24 protein-coding genes are annotated in these 25,770 nt (G+C 50.6%); 8 read left to right on the top strand and 16 right to left on the bottom strand.

What is annotated here, in order from left to right:
* Positions 1 to 20 precede the first annotated feature (20 nt).
* From NR121_RS11580 to NR121_RS11590, 3 genes are all read right to left on the bottom strand, one after another.
* The gene (locus tag NR121_RS11580) at positions 21 to 854 is read right to left on the bottom strand and encodes a protein-glutamine gamma-glutamyltransferase (RefSeq protein ID WP_256831220.1); all 834 of its coding nucleotides are present in this window, start codon (positions 852 to 854) and stop codon (positions 21 to 23) included.
* 83 nt (positions 855 to 937) lie between these two features.
* Complete coding sequence (locus NR121_RS11585; protein ID WP_062409989.1) at positions 938 to 2,257, bottom strand: deoxyguanosinetriphosphate triphosphohydrolase family protein; 1,320 nt, start codon at positions 2,255 to 2,257, stop codon at positions 938 to 940.
* A 171-nt stretch (positions 2,258 to 2,428) separates the two neighbouring features.
* Positions 2,429 to 4,390, bottom strand: coding sequence for an LTA synthase family protein (locus NR121_RS11590; protein ID WP_082660888.1), 1,962 nt, complete (start codon positions 4,388 to 4,390; stop codon positions 2,429 to 2,431).
* A 253-nt stretch (positions 4,391 to 4,643) separates the two neighbouring features.
* Between NR121_RS11590 and NR121_RS11595 the strand changes: the two genes are divergently transcribed.
* The gene (locus tag NR121_RS11595) at positions 4,644 to 4,835 is read left to right on the top strand and encodes a hypothetical protein (RefSeq protein ID WP_062409990.1); all 192 of its coding nucleotides are present in this window, start codon (positions 4,644 to 4,646) and stop codon (positions 4,833 to 4,835) included.
* On the opposite strand, the gene NR121_RS11600 is transcribed toward NR121_RS11595, so the two are convergent.
* Positions 4,830 to 5,636, bottom strand: coding sequence for a serine/threonine protein kinase (locus tag NR121_RS11600; RefSeq protein WP_074727672.1), 807 nt, complete (start codon positions 5,634 to 5,636; stop codon positions 4,830 to 4,832). The two genes, NR121_RS11595 and NR121_RS11600, sit on opposite strands and share 6 nt — an antisense overlap.
* A gap of 201 nt (positions 5,637 to 5,837) precedes the next feature.
* Here NR121_RS11600 and NR121_RS11605 point away from each other — a divergent pair, with 201 nt between their 5' ends.
* The 3 genes from NR121_RS11605 to NR121_RS11615 all read left to right on the top strand — a co-directional run bounded on the left by NR121_RS11605 (position 5,838) and on the right by NR121_RS11615 (position 8,411).
* The gene (locus NR121_RS11605) at positions 5,838 to 6,677 is read left to right on the top strand and encodes a phosphatase PAP2 family protein (RefSeq protein ID WP_160327396.1); all 840 of its coding nucleotides are present in this window, start codon (positions 5,838 to 5,840) and stop codon (positions 6,675 to 6,677) included.
* 241 nt (positions 6,678 to 6,918) lie between these two features.
* Positions 6,919 to 7,980, top strand: a complete 1,062-nt coding sequence (locus NR121_RS11610; protein WP_054818322.1) for an FUSC family protein — start codon at positions 6,919 to 6,921, stop codon at positions 7,978 to 7,980.
* A 233-nt stretch (positions 7,981 to 8,213) separates the two neighbouring features.
* Entirely contained in the window at positions 8,214 to 8,411 is a 198-nt protein-coding gene (locus NR121_RS11615) for a cold-shock protein (protein ID WP_062409993.1), read from the top strand.
* Positions 8,412 to 8,472: 61 nt separating this feature from the next.
* Here the strand turns inward: NR121_RS11615 and hprK are convergent, their stop codons facing one another.
* The 6 genes from hprK to NR121_RS11645 all read right to left on the bottom strand — a co-directional run bounded on the left by hprK (position 8,473) and on the right by NR121_RS11645 (position 15,514).
* Positions 8,473 to 9,381, bottom strand: a complete 909-nt coding sequence (hprK, locus tag NR121_RS11620; protein WP_062409994.1) for an HPr(Ser) kinase/phosphatase — start codon at positions 9,379 to 9,381, stop codon at positions 8,473 to 8,475.
* Between the two features lie 341 nt (positions 9,382 to 9,722).
* Positions 9,723 to 10,727: an acrylyl-CoA reductase family protein gene (locus NR121_RS11625; protein WP_256831239.1), complete on the bottom strand. Its 1,005-nt coding sequence runs from the start codon at positions 10,725 to 10,727 to the stop codon at positions 9,723 to 9,725.
* 203 nt (positions 10,728 to 10,930) lie between these two features.
* Positions 10,931 to 12,475 (bottom strand): solute symporter family protein, encoded by a 1,545-nt coding sequence (locus tag NR121_RS11630; RefSeq protein WP_062409995.1) that lies wholly within the window; start codon positions 12,473 to 12,475, stop codon positions 10,931 to 10,933.
* A 3-nt stretch (positions 12,476 to 12,478) separates the two neighbouring features.
* Positions 12,479 to 12,802, bottom strand: a complete 324-nt coding sequence (locus tag NR121_RS11635) for a DUF485 domain-containing protein (protein ID WP_054818324.1) — start codon at positions 12,800 to 12,802, stop codon at positions 12,479 to 12,481.
* Positions 12,803 to 12,989: 187 nt separating this feature from the next.
* Entirely contained in the window at positions 12,990 to 13,754 is a 765-nt protein-coding gene (locus tag NR121_RS11640; RefSeq protein WP_062409996.1) for a LytR/AlgR family response regulator transcription factor, read from the bottom strand.
* Positions 13,755 to 13,768: 14 nt separating this feature from the next.
* Complete coding sequence (locus NR121_RS11645) at positions 13,769 to 15,514, bottom strand: LytS/YhcK type 5TM receptor domain-containing protein (RefSeq protein ID WP_082660890.1); 1,746 nt, start codon at positions 15,512 to 15,514, stop codon at positions 13,769 to 13,771.
* 251 nt (positions 15,515 to 15,765) lie between these two features.
* On the opposite strand from NR121_RS11645, the gene NR121_RS11650 reads away from it, so the two are divergent.
* Positions 15,766 to 16,344, top strand: a complete 579-nt coding sequence (locus tag NR121_RS11650) for an LOG family protein (RefSeq protein ID WP_062409998.1) — start codon at positions 15,766 to 15,768, stop codon at positions 16,342 to 16,344.
* Positions 16,345 to 16,428: 84 nt separating this feature from the next.
* Here the strand turns inward: NR121_RS11650 and NR121_RS11655 are convergent, their stop codons facing one another.
* From NR121_RS11655 to NR121_RS11680, 6 genes are all read right to left on the bottom strand, one after another.
* Positions 16,429 to 18,783: an amylo-alpha-1,6-glucosidase gene (locus NR121_RS11655; protein ID WP_256831221.1), complete on the bottom strand. Its 2,355-nt coding sequence runs from the start codon at positions 18,781 to 18,783 to the stop codon at positions 16,429 to 16,431.
* A gap of 26 nt (positions 18,784 to 18,809) precedes the next feature.
* Positions 18,810 to 19,625, bottom strand: coding sequence for a carbohydrate ABC transporter permease (locus NR121_RS11660; protein ID WP_054818326.1), 816 nt, complete (start codon positions 19,623 to 19,625; stop codon positions 18,810 to 18,812).
* A 12-nt stretch (positions 19,626 to 19,637) separates the two neighbouring features.
* Positions 19,638 to 20,543 carry a carbohydrate ABC transporter permease gene (locus NR121_RS11665; RefSeq protein ID WP_062410000.1) on the bottom strand — a complete coding sequence of 302 codons (906 nt, stop codon included), beginning with the start codon at positions 20,541 to 20,543 and terminating at the stop codon, positions 19,638 to 19,640.
* A 58-nt stretch (positions 20,544 to 20,601) separates the two neighbouring features.
* Positions 20,602 to 21,939 (bottom strand): ABC transporter substrate-binding protein, encoded by a 1,338-nt coding sequence (locus NR121_RS11670; RefSeq protein WP_062410001.1) that lies wholly within the window; start codon positions 21,937 to 21,939, stop codon positions 20,602 to 20,604.
* A gap of 88 nt (positions 21,940 to 22,027) precedes the next feature.
* Entirely contained in the window at positions 22,028 to 23,041 is a 1,014-nt protein-coding gene (locus NR121_RS11675; protein WP_074727678.1) for a LacI family DNA-binding transcriptional regulator, read from the bottom strand.
* Positions 23,042 to 23,144: 103 nt separating this feature from the next.
* Entirely contained in the window at positions 23,145 to 24,488 is a 1,344-nt protein-coding gene (locus NR121_RS11680) for a glycosyltransferase family 4 protein (RefSeq protein WP_256831223.1), read from the bottom strand.
* A 194-nt stretch (positions 24,489 to 24,682) separates the two neighbouring features.
* Between NR121_RS11680 and NR121_RS11685 the strand changes: the two genes are divergently transcribed.
* Genes NR121_RS11685 through NR121_RS11695 form a run of 3 tightly spaced genes read left to right on the top strand, consistent with a single transcriptional unit; the run spans position 24,683 to position 25,675 of the window.
* Positions 24,683 to 24,961 (top strand): spore germination protein, encoded by a 279-nt coding sequence (locus tag NR121_RS11685; RefSeq protein ID WP_054818334.1) that lies wholly within the window; start codon positions 24,683 to 24,685, stop codon positions 24,959 to 24,961.
* Between the two features lie 12 nt (positions 24,962 to 24,973).
* The gene (locus NR121_RS11690; RefSeq protein ID WP_054818335.1) at positions 24,974 to 25,216 is read left to right on the top strand and encodes a spore germination protein; all 243 of its coding nucleotides are present in this window, start codon (positions 24,974 to 24,976) and stop codon (positions 25,214 to 25,216) included.
* Positions 25,217 to 25,240: 24 nt separating this feature from the next.
* Positions 25,241 to 25,675, top strand: a complete 435-nt coding sequence (locus tag NR121_RS11695; protein ID WP_054818336.1) for an Hsp20/alpha crystallin family protein — start codon at positions 25,241 to 25,243, stop codon at positions 25,673 to 25,675.
* Positions 25,676 to 25,770: the final 95 nt, after the last annotated feature.

Here is a 25,770-nt window from a genome sequence, read left to right on the forward strand (position 1 = left end):
CTCTTCGCAACCGGAAAGAATCAGACGGCATAAATCCCTGTTCGGCAACCGATACGTGCGATAATGCATTCCGTATCGTCTATTGACGACACCATCGATATCTCCTCCTTGGGATCCCGGAAGGACGCCGCTTGCTGCAAATAGAAAAAATTCGGGTATGTCGCCTCATCCAGCAAGTAGGCCGACACTGTGCTTCCCGGCTTCCGATACCGATTCAATCTGGAGATGATTCCCTCCGCATTCATAATACCGATTCCGTGGCCAAAATAGAGGTCGCCGTTTAGCTTAACGGCGTTCTCCCCCTGCCAATGGATCATTTCCAGATCCACATCAGGGTTTTTGAAATACACGATATCCCCCGGAAATGCCAGCCGTTTTCCATACACCGTAATCAGCCGGAGATCACTGTCATGATGCCAAGAGTACAAATATAAATTGGCAAACAGCCGATCGAAAGCAGCGGTACCGATCGTTTCAAGCACTGCTTTATATAAAACGATGATTACCGCCGTTGCGCACTCAAAACCGTACAAATGACCGTTTACATAAATATCCCTTATCGCATCAGCAGGCCTCACAAACGGTCTTTGCTGAAATGCTCCGTTCTCGGTACGAATCCAATACGCTTCATTGCAAAATGATTTTTTGAACGATCTGAAAACGGCACCGCTCCTCTGCATAGCGACGGAAGAATCAACGATGGCCTCTCTCAGCTTAAGCTCGAAGCGCAGCGATTCCATGGATTCGTAATGGAACGGCGTCCCGCTCCTAATCTTTTGCTCCGCGATCTCCCGCTCCAGTGGAGTCATTCCATACAAGTCGACGGGGACGCTCCCCCCTGCTATGATAATCACGCCCGTTCCCCCTTTGGCCCTGTCTCGCGATTAGATCGCTCGATCCATTATATGCCTTGGAGGCCCTATGGCAGACCGACGAATCAGTCCATCTCGTATATCGAACCGGATTTGCTGGCGAACAGCTCGGCATACACCTTCTCGGCGTAAGCATCCGTCATCCCGGAGATGTAGTCGGCCACAAAACGCGGCCAAGACCACTGAGCCTTATGCTGCTCGTAACTGGCCACCCAATCGGCCGGGATGATGAGCCGACCGTGATCGGGTACCTTAAAGCTGTCCCACAGGCGCCGGATCATGATCTCGCTGCGCTTCTGCAGCCGCTGTACGCGAAAATCCTTAATCAATGTAACCCAGGCCAGCTTCTTCAAGATCTCCATCGTCCGCAGCAGCTCCAGATCCTGCTGTCCGTCCCGTACGAACGTGACCCGCTTCCAGCCCTTCTTAGGATCATCAATAATGCCGACGCGGCCCGCAAACGTGCTGACCCAGCGGGCTTTTATCTCTCTGCGGGTTCTGGAAGCTTCCTTACCGCATTCCGCATAAATCGTTTCCCACTGCTCCAGATAAGTATCCAGCACACGTCTGACCATCGCACCGATATCCACCTGCTCCCAACCGACCTCCAGATTGCCTTGGTCGTTGACGATCTCCTGAATGAGATGCTCCACAAGTCTGTCATCCTCAAAGAAGGTCCGATTCATCTGGATCTTCCCTGCACGAATGCCATCCTCAATGTCATGGGTGGAATACGCAATATCGTCGGACAAGTCCATAAGCTGGGCCTCTAAAGTCGAGCAGCCCTCGGGCATTTTCCACCGGTCCCGAAGTTCGGCGATTCTCCCGTCCCATTCCATCGAATATACGCCCTTATGCCGACCGGGGTCTTCCAAACGAAAAGGATATTTATTAATGGCCAGCAGTACGGCGGCGGTTAAATCAAGTCCGCTGTCGCTGCCCGCCCGCTTTTCAAGAAACATGAGGATACGGAAATTTTGCGCATTTCCTTCATATTCCAGACCGTATTCTTCATTGAGCAGCTGATTCAGCACTTCTTCGCCCTTGTGGCCGAACGGCGGATGCCCCAGATCATGCGCAAGCGAGGCGCATTCCACTACCGCCGGGTCCAGCATCAGCCCCGGATGTTCTTTACGGGCCAGAAAAGGGTACTGCTTGCCCATTCGGCGAGCTGTCTCACGGGCAATTTGCGATACTTCCAGAGAATGCGTGAGCCGCGTCCGATAGTAATCGCCCGAGCCCGCTCCGAACACCTGCGATTTGCCCTGCAATCGGCGAAAGGCCGGAGATTGTATTAACCTGGCATAATCCCGTTCATACTCGTCCCGTTCCTCGCTGAAAGTGCCGTGCGCCGGTTCGTCCAATCGAAGCTTTCGCAGATCCATATCCCTTCCTCCTCCTGATGTAATTTACTATGATCCGTTTCAACATCAGAAATGTGTCATCTTCAGGAAATTGTAGCATATTTGTTTTTCCAAAGAAAAGGTACAGGTGATCGCATAAAACACTCATCTCCGAGGTTCCCGGCCTCATAAGCGGCCGCAAAGAAACGCCGCTCATTGAGCGGCGTCGACTTCCTCTTCACTTGCAATATTCACATGGTCAAAGCCGTCAGGCTGTTCATCGCTGCGGGTAAACCCATTGGAATCCAAGTACTTGGCAAGATACTGCCCGCCGAACATTTCGTCATACTGCAGCTCGCGGTACTTCTCTACATCGCTTGCTACGGAAGACGGAGGCGAATTGTACAAAACTTGACCGGAATCGACCACCAAGCCGCGCAGCAGCCCCGGCACCTTCCGGGAAAGCTCGAAATTGTAAGCCCAGGCCGCCGGCTTCTCCATCTGCAGCCGGTCAAGGACATAAGCGTTCAAGAACGAATTGCTCAGAATCGGCACATGCTCCTTAGGCAGGTCCATATTGGACCACATCACAAACGGCACACTGTGAATCCGTTTCTGTTCTTCAAGCGACCACTGGTCGGACCTTCCCGTAGACACAAATCCGCTTTGAACATACACATCATAATCATAACCCAGCATCGGCAGATGGTCCCCGTAGAAGACGATGACCGTCGGCTCATCCGACTTCTCGAAATGATCGATCAGCATCTTCAGGCTGTGGTCCGCATTGTACACTCCCTGCGCGTACGTTTGAAGCGTGTTTCGCGCTTCTTCGGTCAGATTCCCTTCAACTTTAATGTCGGTCTCTCCGTAACGGTTATCATTGTAGGGCCCGTGATTCTCCATCGTTACGGCGTATATAAACGTCGGATTGTCGTTTGCTTCCACCTCGTCGATTATACTGCGCGACACTTCATCGTCGGAGATGAAGGCACCCCGATATTCCGGATTGTCAAAATCTTCTTTGCTTTTGAAATCATCGAAGCCCATATACTGATATACTTCTTCCCTATTCCAAAACCAGCCATCATAGGAATGAATCGCCACGCTCCGGTAGCCCTGGTTTTTAAAATAGCTGGCCAGGCTCGGAATCGGTTTTCTGATATACTGCTGGTATGGTATGGACCCCGCAGGCAGGTTGCTCATCGATTGCCCGGTCAGCACCTCAAACTCCACGTTGCTGGTGCCTCCTCCGAATTGGGGAGACAAGAGGTACCCCGACGTCGTTTTCTTCTGCAGACGGTGAACCGTCGGGAGGGGGTCTTTATTGAATTTAACTCCCGGAAGCAGCGTCGGATCCCAAAACGCTTCATTCATAATGAAGATCACGTTCGGCTTTTTGTCATTCGATACGGAGGCCTTCGACGCGCCGACCAACTCATTTAAGCCTTCCGCCATATTGGCAATGGAGAGCTCGCTGTAGCCGGACGGTTTGGGAACGATCGAATTTTTCACATTCATGGTAAAAGCCAACGAAATCCCGTTTTCCCCGTAATTCTGCTGCTGGTTCCAAACGATTTCATTAACGCCCGCCTGAGCCATGACCTTCTCCGCCCAAGGCGCCCTCACACCGAAGGAATACAGCGCGAGAACAGCCATCAGGCCCAGTGTCATGCGAACCCACAGCTTCATCGGCCATCGCGGCAGCCAGATCCTGAGCAGGAAAATACCGGCCGAAATCCCGAAGACGAGGACCAAGCGAACCAATGCCTCTTTACTGGTGACCAGGGGAATAATATTCATGCTCTCTTTTTTCAGGAAAATGTCCCACGGAAAAAATGGTTCCCCGATCAGCTTCTGCTTAAAAAAACTGATGAGTGACATCAGCATCAGCAGCAGGGTGCTGAATCCCATGGCAAAAAAGAGCGATCCGATCAAACAATAGATTAGTAAAAACACGAAAAAGGCAAGCAAAGCATTCACAGCAAAAAGCTTCGGATTGGCGGTGAGCCAATCCCAGGTTTCCTGCACATTACCCCTCTGTATCAGTTCCATCCCAAACACAAGCAGAAATGGAACAATAAGCAATGACACTAGGATCACTTTGTTTTGGATCGCGCGGGCTTGCGCTAATCGTGATGACTTTGGCTGTCCTCTGGATGCCAAGGGACGCATCGTTTCTCACTCTCCTATCAGCCCGCTTCTTTATACAGCGGAAATCAATATTAAGATATTGTAAAGAACAAACATTAAATTAACATGAAAAAAACATGAAAGTCTTAAAATAGCGCTTTAGTCGCAGAAAAAACCTTAAAAACGACAAAAAAAGACTTAGGAGATCGCCAACATTTCTCCTTACTCCGAGTTACGGGCGAAACCTTCCGGATTCTTCTTCGTAGTACCCACCAAACCAAGGGAGGGATCCGGTATGTTCAAAAATTTGCTGAGAAAAATGGTTTATTCGTTTCGCAAGCCTAAACACGGCGGCTACCGCTATGGTAACAGCTCGGACAAATACCGTCATTCGCGCAAGTATTCCTCTTCGCCGTCCCGATCCGGCTACGGTCATTCCCCATACGGGCATAAATACTACAAAAATAAAAACCGCTCCAGTTCATAACGTCCGGAGCGCTTGCTTCAAGTCCCGTATAAGCGATGACGCATCTTCATACGGCGGTTCGATTTGCAGCAGCCGCCGTACTATTTTTCTGGTATGTGACGTAAGGGAGAGCTCCTCCTGCCAGTCTTTCTCTAACTGGCCGGGCCGCTCTTCATAAGACGAATACAGCATAAAAAGCAGGAAATGGCCGACGGCGTACAAGTCGCTCTTTACCTCCGGCGTTCTCCGTATTCCCGATTGTTCATTCATGTCCGTGTCCGATCCGTCCACATCCCCAATGCGTCTCGCCAAACCAAAATCGATCAAAACGGGCTCGCCGTTTCTGATCATCACATTCGGTATCCGGATATCCAGATGAACATAGCCTTGAGCATGGACAAACCGGACAATACTCATCAAACGAACGATCCACTCCAGACTTTCCCTTTCGGAAAATCCGCGATTTTGTTCAAAGAGAAGGTCCTCCACCGTATGACCCTCCACCCAATCGACAGCCATACATAAGTGCTTGTTGTGCCAAAACGACCCGCGGCACCCCGGAATGTTCGGATGACGGAGCCGTTCCAGTATGGCCATCTCCCGTTCGAGCAGATGCCTGCTCCGCTTTCCTTTACTAGGCTTGGCTTGCTTTACGACAACCTTGTCGCCCCTGACCGTATCCTGGCACAAATAAGTCAAGCCATAGCTTCCTTCTCCGAGAAATTCAATGATTTCGTACCTGTCCGCCAACAGCAGGCCTTCCTTCCACGGATAATCGATCCAAGCCTGGTATACCTGCTTGATGTAGCCCAGTCCCAGCATGGTGCGCTCCTTTCACGATTCCGGATGGGAATGTTCGGAATTCACGTCTTCTTCAGCCGCGGCTTTGCAGACGTAACAGTTGGAGCTAATTATAGCAGAATCTTCGAAGATTGGCTTGGAGGGGGTCTTTCACCGCTCTATACATCCGGCTGGCCGTCCATGTACAATGGATGGGAGATATCATGGAAACAAGGAGGAGCCATGGCCTCTAGAGAGATGCTGTACATAGGTTTGTTTCTTATAGGTTGGGCGTTTCTCGCGGCGGTCTTCGCTTTTGCCGATCTTGAGATTTCCCGGTCGCTTGCCGATCCGCGATCAGGCTGGGCTTATTTTTTCGAGGCGTTCGGCGAACACCCGGCACTGCTCATTCTATTTGCAGGGACGAATTTTTTATGCCGTACAGCGCGAACGTATTCTCCCGCGGTCCGGTTCGCAGTAACCGCCATCAGCGGGGCGGCCGCCATCCTGACAGGCTGTGTAATCGCTTATTTAACGGCTCATCGGTGGATGAACATAGAGCTTACCTTTCTCTCATCCTTGATGATCCTGCTCATTGCCGGCCTGGCGATGGCCGCCGTTCAACTGCTGCTCCATCGCATCCCGCAGCAAAAGCTGCTGGAGCATCGGAAAGCCGTCTGGATCACCCTTGCGCTCATCATCGGCGAGCTGCTGCTTGTCCATACGCTTAAGCTGTCTTGGGGAAGAATCCGGTTCCGGGATTTACTGCCCGATTATTCGAACTTCATGGCATGGTATGCTCCGCAAGGCGCCGAGGGACACCGGTCGTTTCCATCGGGGCATGCGGCTAATGGATGGGTGCCGTTATCCCTCATGTTCTTCGTCCCGCTGCACCGGAAGTTTTGGCGAACCGCGGCTCTGACCGTCGCTCTTGGATGGGGTTTCCTAACCGCCTACAGCCGGATCGTGATCGGGGCTCATTACGCTTCCGACGTTCTCTTTGGAAGCTGCTTAACCCTCAGCTTGTTTTATATTTTGTACCGGCGATCGTTCTCCCCGCTAAAGCACGACAAGCCGGCATGAGGCTCCCTGTGCCCGGACATGCTATGCATCGCATACGGCGATGACAAGTGAACGGCTCCGCTGACCGTTTGCAGCTTTACGCCGCGGCTTGCCGATGACGCCCACCAGGGACGGCAATCTTGTCTTGATATGTCGATGGGATTATAATCGTAACGAGCATGGCCTCCTCGTCAGTAGGATTCGGTGGCCCGTGCTTCAGTGATGGACAACATCTGGAAGAACATTGCTTGGAGGGGTTTCTGTGTCCTTTGGCGCTCGAGTATTAAAAACGGGTATCGCCGTTACCCTGTCTTTATTTCTTAGCGGTTTATTTGACATTACGCCACCGGTGATTGCTGCGGTAGCGGCTATTTTTGCCATGCAGCCCTCCATCTACCGGTCATGGCGTCATTTATTGGAGCAGCTTCAAACCAATACGCTCGGGGCGGCGCTCGCCCTGCTGGCAGGCATGTTCTTCTCCAGCGAACCGATTGCCATCGGACTTGTCTGCATTGCGGTCATCATGATTTGCTTAAAAATGAAAATGGAAGAAAGCATCGGGCTGACACTGGTTACCGTCGTTGCAGTCATGGAGGCTTCGGGACATTGGGACTTCGCGCTCAACCGGTTCCTGCTCATTTTAATTGGGATCGGCTCGGCGTCTCTGATCAATATCATCTTTTTCCCTCCCAAACCCAGAGAACAGTTCCTGAATCAAATGCAATCCGTATTTTCGAAAATGTCGCTTCTTTTAAGAACCGCGATCTCCGATGAAATCAAGGAGAATGTGTTCCGCGATGAGAAACAAGAGCTGGAAAAAGCCATGAAATCGCTGTCGGACAAGTACCAGCTTTTTGAGGAAGAACTGAAGAAGCTGCGGCGCGCAAAATACAGCCAAACACGCAATCTGGTCATTTACAAGCAGATGCTGTATACTCTGCATAAAGGGATGGAAGTTTTGGATGCGGTGGAAGAGCACTATTTCCCCGCTGCCCGGACGCCGGAGACCGATCAAGCCTTCGACCAGCACCTGGAACGTTTGATTAAATATCATGAGCACGTACTGCTGAAATTCGACGATAAATTGAAGCCCGAGAGTCTCGACGGCTCCCGGTTCGAAGAGGAAAACGACCGGTTCATGAACACGCTGTTGGAACGCGGCTCGGAGTATCGGGAAGGCAAGCTCCGATTGTCCGTTGTAGCGGGAGCCATGTACGATTACGGTTATCAGACGGGCAGGCTGGATAAGCTGCTGGAACAGTATAACCGGAGCAGCGACGATAAAGAACCGCTGGAGACGCTGACCTCCTGGATCAAGAAGTAGCTCTTTAGGCTTTTTGCTTCAGCGTTTACAATAAGACACGCCGGTCCGGCTTTCTTTCCATTTTTCGCATATAAAATGACTTTATATCTCATATTATAAATAAAGGCAACGGGGGACCGGGGACTATCCAGTAACTTCACATATGAAATCTCTGCACCGAACTCCCTCATTAAGAACTGTCCTGCAGGGCAGTTCTTTTCTGTTCAACTCTATGACGCTAAGGAGGAACCATCATGTATTTTTCCAAACGGGACATTGAGCCTCTGCAACAGGAGGAAACTGCGGTTTGGGCGTGCAGCAAAGAAGAGTGCAGTTGTTGGATGAGAGACGATTTCTCCTTTGAGGAGGAGCCTTCCTGCCCGATTTGCTCTTCCTTTATGATTCGCGGCACCAGGATGCTTCCGGTCCTCGTCAACATCTATAAAAGGTAAGAAAAAAGAACAGCTTTCCGGGACAATCGGAAGCTGTTCTTTTTGGTCCCGCGCCATTTTCCTACCCTTTTTCCAGCCGTTTCATGAAATCTTCTGCGGCGCTGTAGCCCTGCTGGCGAAGATACCAGTTATTGGCCGCCGCCTCCACCAGTCCCGCGACATCTCTTCCCGGCTGAAGCTGAATTTCGATATGCGGAATTCGAATGTCCATATACTCGGTGTACTTCGGCTCCAGCTCCAGTTCATTATTCAACGCATGCTCTTGCCACTTCGTCAATTCGATATCAAGTACAATGCGTGTCTCATCCTGGAACGCTTTTCTTCCGTAAAGACGGGAAACATTGATCAACCCGATACTGCGAAGGGCCAGAAGCTCCCGCGTTTTCCCGTCATGGGTGCCAAGGATCGTCTCCGGGCCGATTTTTTTCAAAACGACGATATCATCGGCTACCAGCCGGTGCCCGCGCCGAATCAGCGTATGAGCGGTTTCGCTTTTACCGACGCCGGATTTGCCGCGAAGCAATATACCGATTCCGGACACATTGACACAAACGCCATGGACGGCAATTTGCGGCGCCAGCGCTTTCGCCAGGTACGCATCCACCAGTTCAAGAAACCGGAATGTAGGCTCGTGCGTGCGAAGCAGCGGAATCCCCTCTTCTTCGCAATATTTCAGCAAATACTTCAGCCCTTCCTGATTTCGGGTCACTACAAAACAAGGCGGGTGATACTTCACGATGTTCCCGATGCGATGATTTCGTTCCTCTTCACTCAGCGTATGTAAATAATTGATTTCTTTTCTGCCCAACACTTGTACATGAGCATGAGAAAAGAAATCAAAATATCCGACAAATTCAAGCCCCGGGCGATATGCCCTCGGTTTGGGTATCGTTCGATGCATATGCGATTCCCCGACCAGCACTTCTAATGAGAAGCGGTCCACTAAATCTTTTACTGTGACAGACTTCATTTTTTAAATCTTCCTCTCGCACCTTCTTCAATCTTCTACAGGTCAACAGATGAACTCTTTTTTGTGTATGACCATGCCATATTAATTCTACACAACGCCCTGTTTCCCTTTTGCAGATACCGATATAGAAGTGACGAATCGGGTAAAAATGACTTGGATTAAATGACAGGAAATGGGTTACGGAACGCACTTTACAAGGTTTTGAAATGAATCTCTTATTGTATTCATTATTATCCATTTAAACATTTATGATCCTAAAAGATCTAACCGCAAAAAAAGCAGTCATCACAAAGGCGTCCTCCGTCTTCTGCGATTACCGCTTTCCATGGTTGAATGTATAATTAAGCACCCTTACAAGAGGATATCTTAACCAGTGTTCTGCCTTGGGCCTGGCCTTTGAGAATACTTTGAACGACGCCGGGAATTTGCTCCAAAGCGATTTCCGTGTACATGCTGTTCAACATAGCGGGCTTTAATTCCGAAGTCAACCGGTTCCAGATGCGGACCCGTTTTTCCATAGAAGCCATGACGGAATCGATTCCTATCAGCCGTATTCCGCGGAGAATAAAGGGAAATACGGTCGTTGCCAGCTCTGCGCCTCCCGTTAAACCGCTAATGGCTACCGTCCCGCCATATCGCGTGCTGCTTAAAATATACGACAGCGATTTCCCGCCGACACAATCGACGGCGCCGGCCCAGAGCTGTTTGTCCAACGCCCGGACTTTTTCAGGAACCAGTTCGTCCCGCGAGATGACCCGCGCGGCTCCCAATTTCATCAAATGCTCCTTCTGTTCTGCTTTCCCTGTGCTCGCCACGACTTCGTACCCCAGTTTGGCAAGCATAGCTACAGCCATACTCCCTACACCGCCTGTGGCTCCTGTCACCAGAATCGGACCTTGGTCAGCGTTCACGCCGCCATCTTGTAATTCCTGCACCGATAAAGCGGCCGTGAAGCCCGCGGTGCCGAATATCATCGCTTCTTTCATGGAAAGTCCCTCCGGCAATTTTACCGCCCATTGGGACGATACCCTGGCATATTCGCTAAAACCGCCATAATGGCTCACACCCAGCTCATATCCCGTAATCAGCACTTCGTCTCCCTCATGAAACCGACCATCTGTGCTTGACTTCACGATCCCTGCAAGATCGATACCGGGAATAAATGGATATGTTTTGACAACGTTTCCATTTGCGATGCAGGCCAATGCGTCCTTATAGTTGACACTGGAGTAGACGACTTGGATCAGCAGCTCGCCTGACGGCAAATCTTCTATCGTCATCTCCCGGATGCCGCTTGTTACATCGTTTCCCGATTGCTCCACAACCAATGCTTTGAACGCTTTGATAAGAATCACTCCTTAGACGACGGATGTTCCTTTATTATAAATCCTACGGCCCGCAAAGAAAAACTAAACTTTCAACCCGGCGAGGACGGCTAATGGCGTTTAAGACAGAACCCATCCGGAAAAGAGCTCATGTCCCTTTCTTCGCCGTGGCTTTCATTAGACGGATATGCAAAAAGCCGGCCTGACGGGGCCGGCTAATCCATTTATTTGGCTTGAGCCAAATCCTGTATTCCCGTGTTCGCTTTGACTAATATCTCGTCATACTTCACATCATCCTGCTTCGAGGACAGGAAGGTTCCGAGGAAAGCCCCCAGGAAGCCGAGCGGAATGGAAATGATCCCCGGGTTCGTAAGGGAGATGAGCGGGGTACCGACGAAGATCGCTTTCCCTGCTACCGGATCCCAAACGTTAGGACTGACCGCTACAAGAATGAGCGCGCTGAGAACGCCGACAATCATACCTGTAATTGCTCCTGCCGTATTAAACCTTTTCCAGAATACGGTGAACAAAAGAACAGGCAGGTTCGCGCTGGCGGCTACGGCAAAAGCCAGGGCTACAAGAAACGCAACATTCAGCTTCTGCGCAAACAGAGCAAGGATGATCGAGATGATCGCTACACCGACGGAAGCCAGTTTCGCCGCTTTAATCTGCTCTTTTTCATGAGCCTTCCCTCGCCGAATAATATGGGTATAGAAATCGTGGGCGAAGGCGGAAGCGGCGGAAAGCACAAGACCCGCAACAACAGCCAGAATGGTGGCAAAGGCTACAGCCGATACAAAGGCGAACAGGAATTCTCCGCCAAGGACTCTGGCAAGGAGAGGCGCAGCCATATTGCCAGCGGCGTTAGCGCTTACAATGGCATCATGGCCTACGAATGCCGCTGCACCGAAGCCGAGGAACACCGTCATGACGTAGAACAAGCCGATGATCCAAGTGGCTACAACGACCGATTTACGTGCCGTGGGGGCGTCTTTTACCGTGAAGAATCGGATCAGAATGTGCGGTAATCCGGCTGTGCCAAGAACAAGAGCAAGGTTAAGGGAAATCGTATCGAGTCCGTTCGAAAATTTGTTGCCAGGATTCAAGAACGCTTCCTTCAGCGGAGTTACAGACCGCATCTGCTCAAACATATGCCCGACGCTGAAATCGAATTTGGCAAAAACAATGAGCGAAATAATAAACGTACCGGCGATCAGCAGCACACATTTAATAATTTGCACCCAACTTGTCGCCGTCATGCCGCCGAAAACAACATACACGGTCATGAGAACGCCGACGATGAGCACGGAGGTCGTGTAATCAAGACTTGGGATAAGAAGGGCAATGAGTCCCCCGGCGCCAACCAGTTGGGCGATCATGTAGAAGATCGAAATCACGATCGAATTGATTGCCGCCACGCCGCGAATCTTCTTATGATCAAAACGGGCGGCGATCATATCCGCCATAGTATATTTGCCTAAATTTCGAAGCGGTTCCGCTACGAGATACAATACGACAAGATAGGCGACAAGGAACCCGATGCTGTAGAAAAATCCGTCAAAGCCGAACAATGCGACCATTCCTGCGATACCCAAAAACGATGCCGCCGACATATAGTCGCCCGCAATGGCCAGCCCGTTCTGCCAACCGGTCAATCCTCCGCCGGCGGTATAAAATTCGCTGGTCGTTTTTGTTTTTTTGGAAGCGTAATAGGTAATGACGAGGGTACCGAGCACGATCACAAGAAAAAGAAGGAAGGCCGTATTCATGGATTATCCCGCCTTTCTTTGTTCAGCATGCATTTGATCTTTGATTTCTTCGCAAATCGCGTCGAATGTTACGGATTTCTTGGAATACAGGGAACACAGAACCCATGTCATAATAAATTGAGCGAAAGCAAAGACCCACGCCCAAGTAATCGAGCCGACGGCAGGTGTATTCAACACATTGGAGAAAGCAGTAAGAAACGGAAGGGTAAAATAAAATGCACAAAAGAAGAGCGTCATCGGAATAATAAATCGTTTTTTCTTATCCATCAGCTTGCGGAAAAGCTCAGAATGGGCAATATCGCTGTAAGTCAACTGGTTCTTTTTCATACGCGAATCCCTCCATAATATGGGCTTCACCTGATGCATACAGGCACAGCCGGCTTAAAATGTAAGCGCTTTTATAATTATTATAGCGTCTCTTTTTTAATGCAGTTCGGTTTCGGTATGAAACGTCGAAATTCGTTCCTTAATTGCAGAAAAACAGTCCTCAACGGACTGTTCATTAGGATGATGCTTATTGCCCCTGCAAAAGCCGAATCAAATCTTTTGCCGCAATCCGGGAAACCGGCAGCTTCGTCCGTTTGGCATCCTTGAGAATGGCATTGTACGCACCGTTAAACCAAGGCTCGATCTCTTGAATATAATCCAGATTCACCAGATAGCTCCGGTGAGGCCGGAAGAACGTGGCGCCAAGCCTTTCCTCAAGCTCCTGCAGCGTCTGCTTCGTTGCATAGGAACGACCGTCGGCCATATGGATATGAGTTACCTTCTCCTCCTTGACCGCGTAGAGAAAAAGCTCCGCCTCGAGCACAACCATCCGGTCACCGTCATCGATCAAAAGCTTGTTTCTTTTGAAAGCGGGGGCTGTCGGCGCTTCCGTCTGCTTATGGGCTTCCGAACCGCCTCCGGCTTCCGTCTTTCTCGCGCGGATGCGATCCAACGTCCGCCTAAACCGCTCTTCATCATAGGGCTTGAGCAGATAATCCACCGCCTCGAGTTGAAACGCTTCCAACGCATACTGATCATAAGCCGTCGTGAAGACAATAAACGGCCGGGGATCCAGCTCATGCAGACGATAAGCCGCCTGAATGCCATTCATCTCAGGCATCTCGATGTCCAGAAAAACGGCGTCCGGTTTATGCTTTTGCGCAATCTCCAAGGCCTCAGCACCGCTTGCGGCCGATGGGAGCACTACGATGTCCGGCTCCTTCGACAGCAAATAGACGAGCTCTTCTCTTGCCAGCCGTTCATCTTCGGCGACCATGACACGAAGTTTCATTTGGGTGTCCCCCTTCATTCCCCATTCGTATAAGGTATGGCTAACGTTACTCGCGCCCCGCCCTCCGCCCGGTTCTCGAACGAAAGCGCAGAGTCGGGACCGAGCAAGCTGATTAAACGCTGATTTACATTGTGCACGCCAAGACCGGTGCTCCCGCTCCCGCTCATCGGAGTCGTGCCCAGCTTATCCAGAAAATCCTCCCGAATCCCCGATCCGTTGTCCTCGACAACAATCCGTACGATCTTGTCTTTGCGTTCCATGGCGATTCGCACCCAGCCGCCGTTCGTTCTCTTCTTCAGCCCGTGCTGGATGCTGTTTTCCACGAGCGGCTGCAGCGTCGACGGCGGAATCGGCACCATTTCCAGCCCCCGTTCCACTTTCCACTCCACTTTGAGCTGATCGGCGAACCGAACCCGAATGATCTCCAAATAAGCATTCACATGCTCCACTTCCTGATAAAGGGGAATGAGCAGCGATTGGGTGATCTTCAGGCTCATGCGCATGAATTGGCCCAACTGCACCGTCACATGGCGCGCCTGATCCGGATCGATCCGGATCAACGTCACGATGGAATTCAACGTGTTGAACAGAAAATGCGGATTGATCTGCGCCTGCAAAGCTTTGAGCTCGGCATCCTTCATCAGCGCTTCCAGCTTCTCCGCCAACGCGATCGTCAGTTGACTGGAGATCAGCTTGCTGAAGCCGTACGCAAACTCCACCTCCACTTTCCGAATCTGTTTCGGGCTGCGGAAATAAATCTTGGTCAATCCCGCCGTCCGGCCCGATTGGTTGAACGGTACGATCAGAGCCGCGCCCAAAGCTTCATGATGAGGCTGAATTTGATCGCGGTGCATGGCGATTTGAATTTTGCCGGTTCGGATCGCCTGTTTGGACAATTCCGTTAACAAGGGTTCCCCGGGAACGTGCCGGGAGGTGCCGACACCCACATGAGCAAGGATCCGCTGCGTATCCGTCACGGCAACCGCATCGGCTTGCAATTCACGCATCAGTATGGATGCGGTAGCCTCTGCTGTCGTGTAGGTCAATCCTTCCTTCAGATGGGGAAGCACCATTTCCGCAATCGTTAATGCCCGCTGCGTCTCATGCGCGGCCGCACGTTCTTCCTCTTTGAACGCAACCTGAATCATCGCGACGAAAATGGCGATCCCGATACTATTGGCGATCACCATCGGAACGCCGACACGATTGACCAGCTCAATGGCCGTTTCCGAGGAGGTCGTATACACCAACAGAATGCCCATTTGCAAAATAGGGGCGAATACTCCGATAAACATGGCCTTGATGGGAGCGATGATCCTCTCTTCATAAAAAAAACGGGCAATAAGCCCCGCCAGAAGCCCGATCAAAGGAGTGGAAACCGCATGCGAAGGACCTGCAAGACCCCCGAGCAGCAAGGAGTGCAGACCGGTCAAAAATCCCGCTCCCGCGCCCACGTAAGCGCCGCCAAGCAATCCTGCCAGCACTACCCCGATGAGCGCGGAATGGGCCATGATCTCATCCGGGCCGAGAGCGGACACCCAAAACGTCGAATCGATTCCCTCCGGGCTCACTATGGCACCCGAATACGTCCCTGCAATCCCGATCAAACCAAACAGCAGGGCAAATACCGTTCCCGTCCGGGCATCAACCTCCCGATCCAATATATTTCGAAACAGGGGGATACGTGTCAATGTAAACATCAGGATCAGAAGCATTCCCATTCGTTCGAACAATACCAGTAAGAGCTCTTTCAAAAGCATTCCTCCCGCCGTTCAGGCAGAAAGCCCCATAATTATAAATTGTTAACTATCGGTCTCTCACCTATTCAGAATAATCAATTGTTTTCATTCACGCAATCGGTTTTCCAATTTCAAGACATGCAGAACGGCCCGCAGAATATGTCGGCTAAGCGTGAAATATGCCCTCTCATGGTCTTGAGCATATTTCCTATTCTCCAAATATAGTATATTATACAATGAATATCATCTACATATAGTGTGGGGTGGACCATATGAAATCAATCTGTGTTTTTGCCGGATCCAATGCGGGAGAGCATCGCGACTATCCAATGAAAGCGGCCGAGCTTGGACAGGTTATGGCTCAAAAAAAGATTCGATTAATTTACGGCGGATCCAGGATCGGCTTAATGGGTGAAATCGCCAACGCCGTTCTGAAGGGCGGAGGCGAAGTGATCGGGATCATGCCCAGAGGATTGTTTAACGGGGAAATGGTACACCGGGAGCTTACCCGGTTCATAGAAGTTGAAAATATGCATGAGCGCAAAGCTCAAATGGCGGAGCTTGCGGATGGATTTATTGCTCTGCCCGGCGGGTTCGGAACATATGAAGAGCTTTTCGAGGCCTTGTGCTGGTCACAAATCGGCATTCATCGAAAACCCGTCGGCATTCTCAATATCAGAAACTATTTTGATCCCTTCATGAATCTGATTCATCACAGCATCAGCGAAGGTTTCTCCAATACATCGCATCTCCGGCTGATTCTGAACTCCAGTGAACCTGCGGAGCTGATCCATCTCATGGAAAGCTATGTTCCTCCTATGCTTGAGCGAAAGTGGAAGCAGTTGGATTAGTTCCGAAAGACTCTTTGATATAAATAAAAAGCATACGGCTGATCCCGGTTTCAGACCGGCCGCATGCTTTTTCCCAAACCCAATCTATTTCGTCAAACGCTTGATTTCCTGATGGTAACGCACGAATCCCCAAACATACATTCCTATAGACCAAGCCTGCAGGAAGCAGCCGTTGAGAGGCTCCGGCTTATTGGCGCGGTACAGCTCCGCCGCCATTCCCATCTCATCCAAAATCCGGGAAGCGATCATGCGCAAGAAGGCGACGCCTTGTTCCGCACGCCCGGCTTTGAATTCGGCCATGGCTGTCCAGCCCGTGGTCAAATTCCAGACCGCCCCTTCCTGATAGCTGGACGGATCGTACCCCTTCCCTTCATCCTTGCTGCTGCGGGTGCGAAGGCCAAAAGGCGTGGTCATCTCCTCGGATTCCAATCGTTCCAGGGAAGACTTCACCCTCTCAGCATCGGCCAGCGTAGAGAACATGAGATTGACGGCATAATTGGGACGCAGCGTCGGGTCCGGCGTTCCGTCTTCCAGCAGCCGGTCGTAATAATAACCACCGTCCTCAAACCAAAACTCCTCCTCATATTTACGCTCTACGATGTCCGCCTTCCTGCTCCATTCGCGGGCAAACTCCGGCTCCCCGACCAGCCCGGCTACATCGGTCGCCGCACGCAGCGCGTGCCAATACAATCCCTGCACATCGTTGCTGCTCTTTCTGCGGTCGATATGATCCATCCACTGCGTATCCGGAATGGTGAAGGCCTGCGACGTGGAGACATCACCGACAATACCGTGCTCCAGGAAGCCGTCTCCGTCACGGTCACACCGCTGCGCCCAAGCCATCGATTTTTGAATACTGGAAAAATGGGCTTTGGCGAATTCCGTATCCTGAGCGGCATAAACATACTCGCGGAATAATATCGTCTGGAGCAGCACCCCTTCTGCGGACCCTCCCCAGGAAGTCTGATGCATAAAGCCCGGTCCGCTGATGACCGTCGGCATATCCCCGGCGAATGCTCCCGGACGATCCTCTTCCAACTGTAGAGAAATGAAGTTCAGAAGCACTTCCTTGACGAATTCCATATCCCCGATCGCAAGATAGGCGAATGCCGTCCAAGCCGAATCCCTGCTCCAATAATTGGGAAACCGGGGGAAGCCGGCGCAAATGCCTGCACCGATCTCGGGGTGATTGAATTTAAGATTTTTCAGCGCCAGCTTGGCAAAGTCAAACGCCTGGTCCAGCTCCGCATCCCCTGTTCTAACGGCGATAGTGTTCTCCAGGTATTCACGATGAGAGGAAACCGCTTGAGCGAATTGTTCTTCGGCGTTTTGCAGCGACCGGGAAGCGATATGCACAGCCCGTTCTTTGCTTTCCGGATCCCCGGACAGCACAACCGTAACGGTCACGGAAGCATGAGGCTCGACTTTTACCGGAATCCGGAAATGAAAGCCGGGATCCGCACCTTCATAGGAGGTGCCGAAAGAAGCTGTCATATCCGCGTCACAGGCGATGACACCGACATAAGGCAGCTGCGGGTTCTCCATCACAATGCTTCTTGGCGTTGCCCTGAACTTGAATTGCTTAGCTTTCACTCCAAGCAGGCCATACGGTACCAGCATCGCTTCCGTATTTCCGATCAGTTCAACCTCTCCCGCTTCGTCCCCGTCGTTAGATAAGATAAACCGGGTGAACACCGCAGCGTCATCCACCGACATAAATACTTTCCGCTGAACCGTCAATGAGCCGAAACGGCTGTATGCTTCCAGCCTTCCCGGCAGATGGTCCGCTCTATCCGTATAACGGACGAGAGGATACGACCCGGCTGCTCCCCTCTCCGCAAGTTCCCATTTCAGATGCCGGATGTATCTTGCCGGCGGACTGTACAAGCCTCCGTTATCGGTGACCAGGCCCCACCAGTTCCAATCGGCGGACAAATCTCCGGCCCAGTTGATCACAGCGAACGATGCATCATTGGATAAGGCGAGCGGACGATGGAAAGGGCCGGTCGACATCAAGCACGGCTCCTGGATATCCGATACCTCGTCTTGAATCGTGAATCGGGAATAAATTTTGCCGAAGGCATACTGCTCCGTCACAATGACGATCGAATGCTCGCCCGGGGCCAAGCCTCCCGGCAGCAGAACGGTCCACTCCGTCGGAGCGCCGACTTCAAACGTATACGGTCTTGTCTCGGAGATGGTTCCCGCGTTCCGTCCCTGATATCCCTGCCGGATCCAAACCAGAGAAGGATCGACCTCGCTGCCGTCCAGCAGCAGTTTGAAGTCGATCGCCACACCGCCGAGCGCCAACGGCGGGTTGTCCAGATTAAAGCGGAAGCCGATCCGCTCGCCGCCTGAATAGGCATTGCGCAGGCTGCCCTTCACATAAGTCATTAAGTAGAAAATATCGCCCAATTGTTTGGCTTGAATTGTATTCAATGGTTTCTCCCCGCTTTTCATTGAACTTACCCCTTCACGGCCCCCGCCATAAGCCCTTTCACAAACTGCTTCTGCACGCTCAGGAACAAGATCAGCACCGGAATCAGCGAAAGCACATTCGCCGCCAGAATCCTTGACCACGGAATGGCGATATTCTCCTGAGCCAAGAGCGCGAGCCGGAGCGGAATCGTGAACTTGTCTTCGCTTTGCAGCAGGACAAGCGGCATCGTAAAGGAATTCCAGTTATGCACAAACTCGATAATGGTTAACGTCGTGATCGCCGGTTTAATGAGCGGAAGGACGATCTGGAAAAACAGGCGGAATTCCCCGCTGCCGTCGATCCTTGCCGCTTCGAGCATTTCCGTCGGAACATCGTCGATATACTGCTTGGTGAAGAAAATACCGAACACGGTGACCCCAAACGGCAGGATCAAGCTGGCCAGACTATCGTATAACCCTATTTTGGTGATGATAAAGTAAATCGGCAGCAGCAGCACGGTCGGCGGCACGGTCATCGTGGCGATCAGAAGAATAAACAGAGCGTTTTTGCCCATGAATTGCTTCTTGGAGAAGGCATAGCCCGCCATGCTGGAAAAAACCACTACCAAGGCGGTGCAGCTCACCGATACAATAATCGAATTTGTAAATGTAGTACTAAACTTTAGCGCTTCCCAAATTTTCGGGTAGTTGCTCCATTCCAGCGTATGCGGCCAAAAGGTTGGAGGAAACTGGGTGATTTCCAAATCGCTTTTCAAGCTGGAAGCAAAAAGCCAGTACAGCGGCAGGAAAAAGACCAAGCCTATGGCCCAAAGGATAATCGTTGGAATCCATTTTTTGTTCATCGTTTCCTCCCCCTATCCTAACCGTTTATCCACTAGTTTTTTCTGAATGATGGTAATAATGACGACTAAGAAGAATAAAATGTACGACATCGCAGCCGATGTTCCGATACGGTAATATTTGAACGCCTCATTAAAGATAAGGAACGGTACCGTCGTAGTGGAATCGGCAGGACCTCCGCCGGTCATAATATAAATTTCCTGGAATACGTTCAATGAATCAATGAGCAAGAGTATAAATACGACAAGCGAAATCCGGCCGAGCAGCGGCCATGTGATCAGCCTCAGCTTCTGAAAGGGAGTAACCCCATCCACATCGGCGGCTTCATACAAATCCTTGGGAATGTTCTGCAAACCCGCAAGATAAATGAGCATGAAATAGCCGACTTTCTTCCAAACAGTCATGATGGCAATGACCGGCATGGCCCACACGGAGCTCGCAAGCCAGTTGGGACCGGTAACACCAAACAAATTCAGGAGCGCATTGATCAAACCGCGATCGCCGTTGAACAAAAACATAAAGATCAAGCTTGCGCTTACAACGGATAAAATATAAGGAACAAAAAAGATCGTACGAACCAGGTTCACCCCTTTAAGCTTTTGATTCAGCAGAAGCGCAAGGCCTGCGGAAGCAAACATCGTAATGGGGATGAAAATGACGCCGAAATAAATCGTATTGAAGATGGCTTTCAGAAATAGTTCGTTTTGCAGCACTCTGGCGTATTGCTCCAGTCCGACGAATGCGCCCGGGATTTCGAATAAACCCGAATTTCTTAGCGCTATGGGCTTGATATCCTTAAAGCTGGCGACAAACGACCAGACGACCGGATAAACCAAGAAAAGTCCGAGTATGATGACCGAGGGCAAAATGAACACATAGCTGGTCCAATCACCGATCACGCTGCGGATTTTTTTCTTCATAATTTGCCTCCCAACAAGCAGAGCACCTGGGTTAGGTGCTCTGTTTTTTACCCGGATATTAGTTTTGCTTCAAAATGGCATTCCCTTTTTCTTCAAGTATTTTCAAGCCTTGCTCCGCAGACATGGAACCGGAAACCACTTGGTTCAGAACGCTTTGATAGACTTCGGCTTCCACTTGAGACCACTGCGGTACAGGAGTGGAGATACTTGGATACTCTAACCCTTTGATAAAGACGAGGAATTCCGGATGCTCCTTGAAGTATGGCATGTCTGCAAGGTCTTTACGAATAGGCACGCGGTACGGATAGAAGTTGCCGTCATCGGATTTTTCACCCTTCATGACCAATTCTTGTCCTTCCTTGGAGCCCAGGAATTTGATCAGCCTGATCGCAGCATTCAATTTGTCGCCTTCAACGCCGGATGGAATGCACAGCATGTTCGGTCCGATATCCGCCGCTTTGCCTGCAGGTCCGGCCGGCACTTCAGCCGCTGCCACTTCGAACTTGTTGGTCGCCTTCCAGGCATCCGACACTCCCCATGGCCCCTGGAACTGCATGGCTACCACTTGGTTGCGGAAATCCGCCATCACCGCGCCGCCGTCTTTGTTTACCGTATCCGGAGGCGTCACCTCTTTAACAAGCTTGGTGTAGAACTCCAGCGCCTGCTTGCCTTCCGGAGAGTTCAATCCAACCTGATAACCGCCTTTGCCGTCTTCTTTTACAATCTTGGCTCCAGCCTGGTTCATAAACATGTTGACCATCCAGGTGATATCGTACACTTGCTTGCCCACGAGACCAAGGCCGAATTGATCCGGCTTGCCGTCTCCATTGGTATCGATCGTCAATTTCTTGGCCGTTTCATACAGCTCTTCCCATGTGGTCGGCGGATGCTGGATGCCGGCCTTATCAAAGAGCGTTTTGTTATATACCAGCTGTACGGAATGTCCAAGCCATGGGTAGCCGTATAGCTTGCCATCCCATGTACCTAAGTCCCAGAGCTGCTCATAGTAATTGTCTTTTTCACTATTGAATTCTTCGGACAGGTCGACATAAGCTCCCTGCGGCGCCAGTCCGCGCACATCACGGTAAGGAATTTGCATCACTTCCGGCGCGTCCCCGCTGAGGATTTGCGTCAGCAGCTTCTGGCCGTTCTGGGCGCTTCCCAGCAATTCTACTTTGACATCCGGATTTTTCTTTTCGAATTCGTCCACAATCTCACGGATCGCTTTCCCCCGCGGGGAATCGCTCGCCCATGTGATTTGCATCCGGATGGAAGTCGTCTTGCCCGGCTCCGATGCCTTTTCCCCGGCGGACCCGTTATTTTCCTGCGCAGCTCCACAAGCGGTAAGAGATACCGCCATCATACCCGCGAACAATGCTCTTGGCCACTTTTTCATGTTAGGTAAGAACCTCCCTCAATCATTTCTTGATATAAAAATCCTACGTATGCATTATTGCTAACGTTGGCATTTTTAGCGAAAAAAATTAGATCGACTGCCTTTCACAAATCGTCGGCGAAATGAGTACCCGAGTTCCGGCTCTGGCACCCGTGTCCAATTGCTTGGTCAGCACCTGCAGCGCGGATTGGGCCATAGATGGAATCGACTGGTCAATCGTCGTAATCGGCGGGTGGTAATACTCGCCCATGTCGAGCTTATCAATACCCAATACCGCTACATCCTCCGGTATCCGAAGTCCACGCTCGTAAATCGCACGGTATACCCCAATCGCTCTTTCATCCCCTGAAATAAAAATAGCATCTGGCCGCTGAGGCGACCCAAGAGCCTCCTTGGTACGGAGATAAGCCGATCCAATGTCGGATACGTCGTATAGAATGCTCCACCGGTCTGCAGACACATGACGGTCTGCGAAAAAGCGGCGGATCCCCTCCGATCGATCCTTGTTGACAATATAGTTTGGATTGCCGAGCAGAAACAGCATGCGGCTGCGCTGCTTGGAATACAAGTACTGCGCCGCCAGGTACCCTGCGGCCACATTATCAAGATCCACATACGAGGTATCAAAATGATCAAGGTCTTTACCCAGAATAACAAACGGAATCTGCTTTTCCCGTAAATATTCAACGCGCCGGTCATTTTCGATCATATCGAACATCACCGCGCCGTCGGCCATTCCGTGCTTCAGCAAATAAAATCCGTCGTTCTCATTGTCCTCGTAGCTGTCGGCAGAAGAAGAGGAAATCACCATCCGATATCCCAGTCGGTGCGCTTCCTTCATCATTTCATGCAAAATTTTGTTATGAAATGCACCCCAAAAGCGGCCCCGGTGCTGATCTACAAAAGCAATCAAGGTGTTCGTTTTTTTCTCTCTAAGGCTTTTGGCCAGCAGATTTGCTTTAAACCCCGTCTCAGCCACCACTTTGAGAATCCTCTCTCGGGTCTCGGCTTTTACATTCGGATCATCGTTGATCACCCGGGAAACGGTTCGGATCGAAACTCCGGCCAACCTAGCTACATCTTTGATTGTTTGCGTTTTCATGTGCATTCCCTATTCCTTCAGACCGTTTCATTATTGCCATCGTTGGCATAATTATTGTATCCGTTTTCCGACAGGGTGTCAATACCAGGATGTAGGATCGCGTTTAAAATAATGATGCCAGCATTTTTTTCAGAGCTTCGTAGGACAAATGTTCCTTTCCCAGTTCGAAGTTGTGCTCCATACAAGCGCTGCGGAACTCCCCATCCAGCAAATATCTAATGACTTCCTGACCAGCCTTTGCCATGAGTTCTCCGTCAATATGAACCAATCCCTCCGCGTCGACCCGATGCTCATTTCCAAGAGAAACGATATGGAAGCCATAAGGTTTAATATCCGTGCCAAATACCGGGTATTCATATACGGCCATCGGTTTTTTGGCGTACAATCCTTCCAAAAACTGATTTCCCCAGCCTTCCAGCACACTCGGATAAGTGACGAAATCCGCATGGACATAGGCATCCCATAAGGAATATATTTTTTTGCCGTCTTTGGTGACACGAGTCGCTTCGATCCATTCATTGACGTAAAGCAGCTTGACGTTCTGCGCCGCAGCCCGCTGGTTCAACCCCTCGATGTATTTGGGGGAAGCCTCTTGAAGCCCCGCCAGCACCAGCACAATTTCACCGTCCTCACCCATGATTCGGCCGTCATATAACGGCCGCTCCTTGAGCCGCTTCAGGTTCTCAGGCTTACCGATTTCCGCCGCCAGATCAATGGCCAGCTCGATCGCCTTTCGTTCGGCAATACGCGTAGCCTGCAGCAAAAGAATGTCGTTCTCCTTCACGCCGATCACTTGGCGGAAATCGCCGTTATAATCGTCAATCGTCCAAGCCGGAGCCGAGAAGTCGAACACGTTCGGAACGACGGTTGATTGCTGCCCCGTCCGCCGAAGCAGCTCCTGCTGGGCAATTTTATTAATCACCACCTGCTTGACATTCGCGAGCTTCGGCGGGAAGTACTCCGTCAACCAGCCACTGACATAGCGGTTTGTAGGACGGCTGTATTTGATGCGTTCCCAATGAAAATCATGATTGTGCGCTACACAAGCGATGTTTTTTTTGCGCGCAACTTCCGCGAACGCGAGTCCCGCGGGCAACCCCCATCCCAACGACCAAATGTTATTGGGAACGATCACATCGAGCTCGTATTCATCGATGATCCTGCAAAGCGCTTCTTCAATCCTGGCAGCGAAGGCCAGTACATCATCCCGGAAAGCTTCGGCATCGGGATAATCCGTAAGCTGTTCGTAAGCGTTAGCCACGAATCGGTTATTCACCGGATGCTGATAGTGCAGTTCTTCGATCACGATCCCTTCTTCTTCCCCTAAACTACCTGCCAATAAATAGACACGATGTCCCAATTCCTCAAGGACCTTCTTCCATTTCTCCATTTCTAAGGAGACGCCATCGGTTTCTCCTGCGCGAAAATGGCATAATGCGATTTTCATGGTGCTTCCTCCTAAACCCATTGAGTGGATACGCTACAAAATATTTTTGCCAACGTTGGCAAAAGCAAAGACATTATGATTCTAAAATAATTTCTTTTAAATTACAACTGATTTTTCAGGAGCTTCCGCTGCATCAGTTAAACGCCTTCACGTTCTTGAAAAAATCTTAATCTCTGGGCCAACTCCCGCATATAATGTTAAAGAATACGGTCGGGCAGGGGAGGGGGGCATTGTCTACGGTTATTAATATTTTCTCCATGAAAATCAACAGCATCTCCAACAATGGTTCCGTCAACATTGGAGAGTCGTTTCACAACAGCCATACCGCCAATTCCAAAACAACAGGCGAAAATTCCTCATACGGCGATCATGCACCGCCCACTGCAACCATGAAAAATATTTACGTGGATCCCGACGTCAATGATCAGAATGAAGTCGGGAACGTAGATAAGGTGAATGCCAAACAAATCTAGGAGGACTTGTGCATGCCTTTTCTCATAAATATCGCTAATATGAAAACAAACGGTGTAACGCAGAACGGCAATATTGATATTGGTGCAACTGTGCATAACAGCCATACTGCAAACACCAAAATGATCGGAGCCAACTTTGCTCTGGGCGATATCTCCCTGACGGTCTCGAACATGTTTAACGCTGTTATAGATCCGGATATCAGCGATCAGGATCAAATCGCTAACCCTTCGGCTCCGGTGACCAATCAGTTTTAAGTCCTTCCTTCGGGAGTGAGCGGAATGAATATGAAGAAAGTAAAAGAATGGATGGAATTGGCGAATCAATGCGCCACCGGTGACTTTTGGGGGACCATCATGGATTCCAATGATCAAGACGACCCCCTGTCCACAACCCCCGAGAGCTGGAGCCCGCCGGTGGACATCTTCAGTACGAGCGACGAAACCTTCATTCTTGTGGAGCTGCCCGGAATCCGTAAGGAAGAATTGGATCTAACGATGATTGGCGATTCGCTAATTATCAAAGGAATGAAAAATAACAGAATACCCATCGAGGATTCCATCCTGTCGGAGCGATATACGGGTACCTTCGAGCGCAGCATCCGCCTTCCTTACCCGGTACAATGGAATACGGTATCCGCCAAATTGGCAGAGGGGATGCTCGTCCTCAGATTCCCTCTCCCCTTGTACAGGGAAGCCAAAATATCGGTTGAATAAGCTCTCCGCCAAAACCATATCGCTCATCTCCAAAAAGAAGCTTTCCTTAGAGGGCTTTTGGCATAGTATAGTGCGATAACACGATCAAATGGTAA

This window comes from Paenibacillus sp. Pae15, from assembly GCF_024519685.1.
Classification (GTDB): domain Bacteria; phylum Bacillota; class Bacilli; order Paenibacillales; family NBRC-103111; genus Paenibacillus_G; species Paenibacillus_G naphthalenovorans.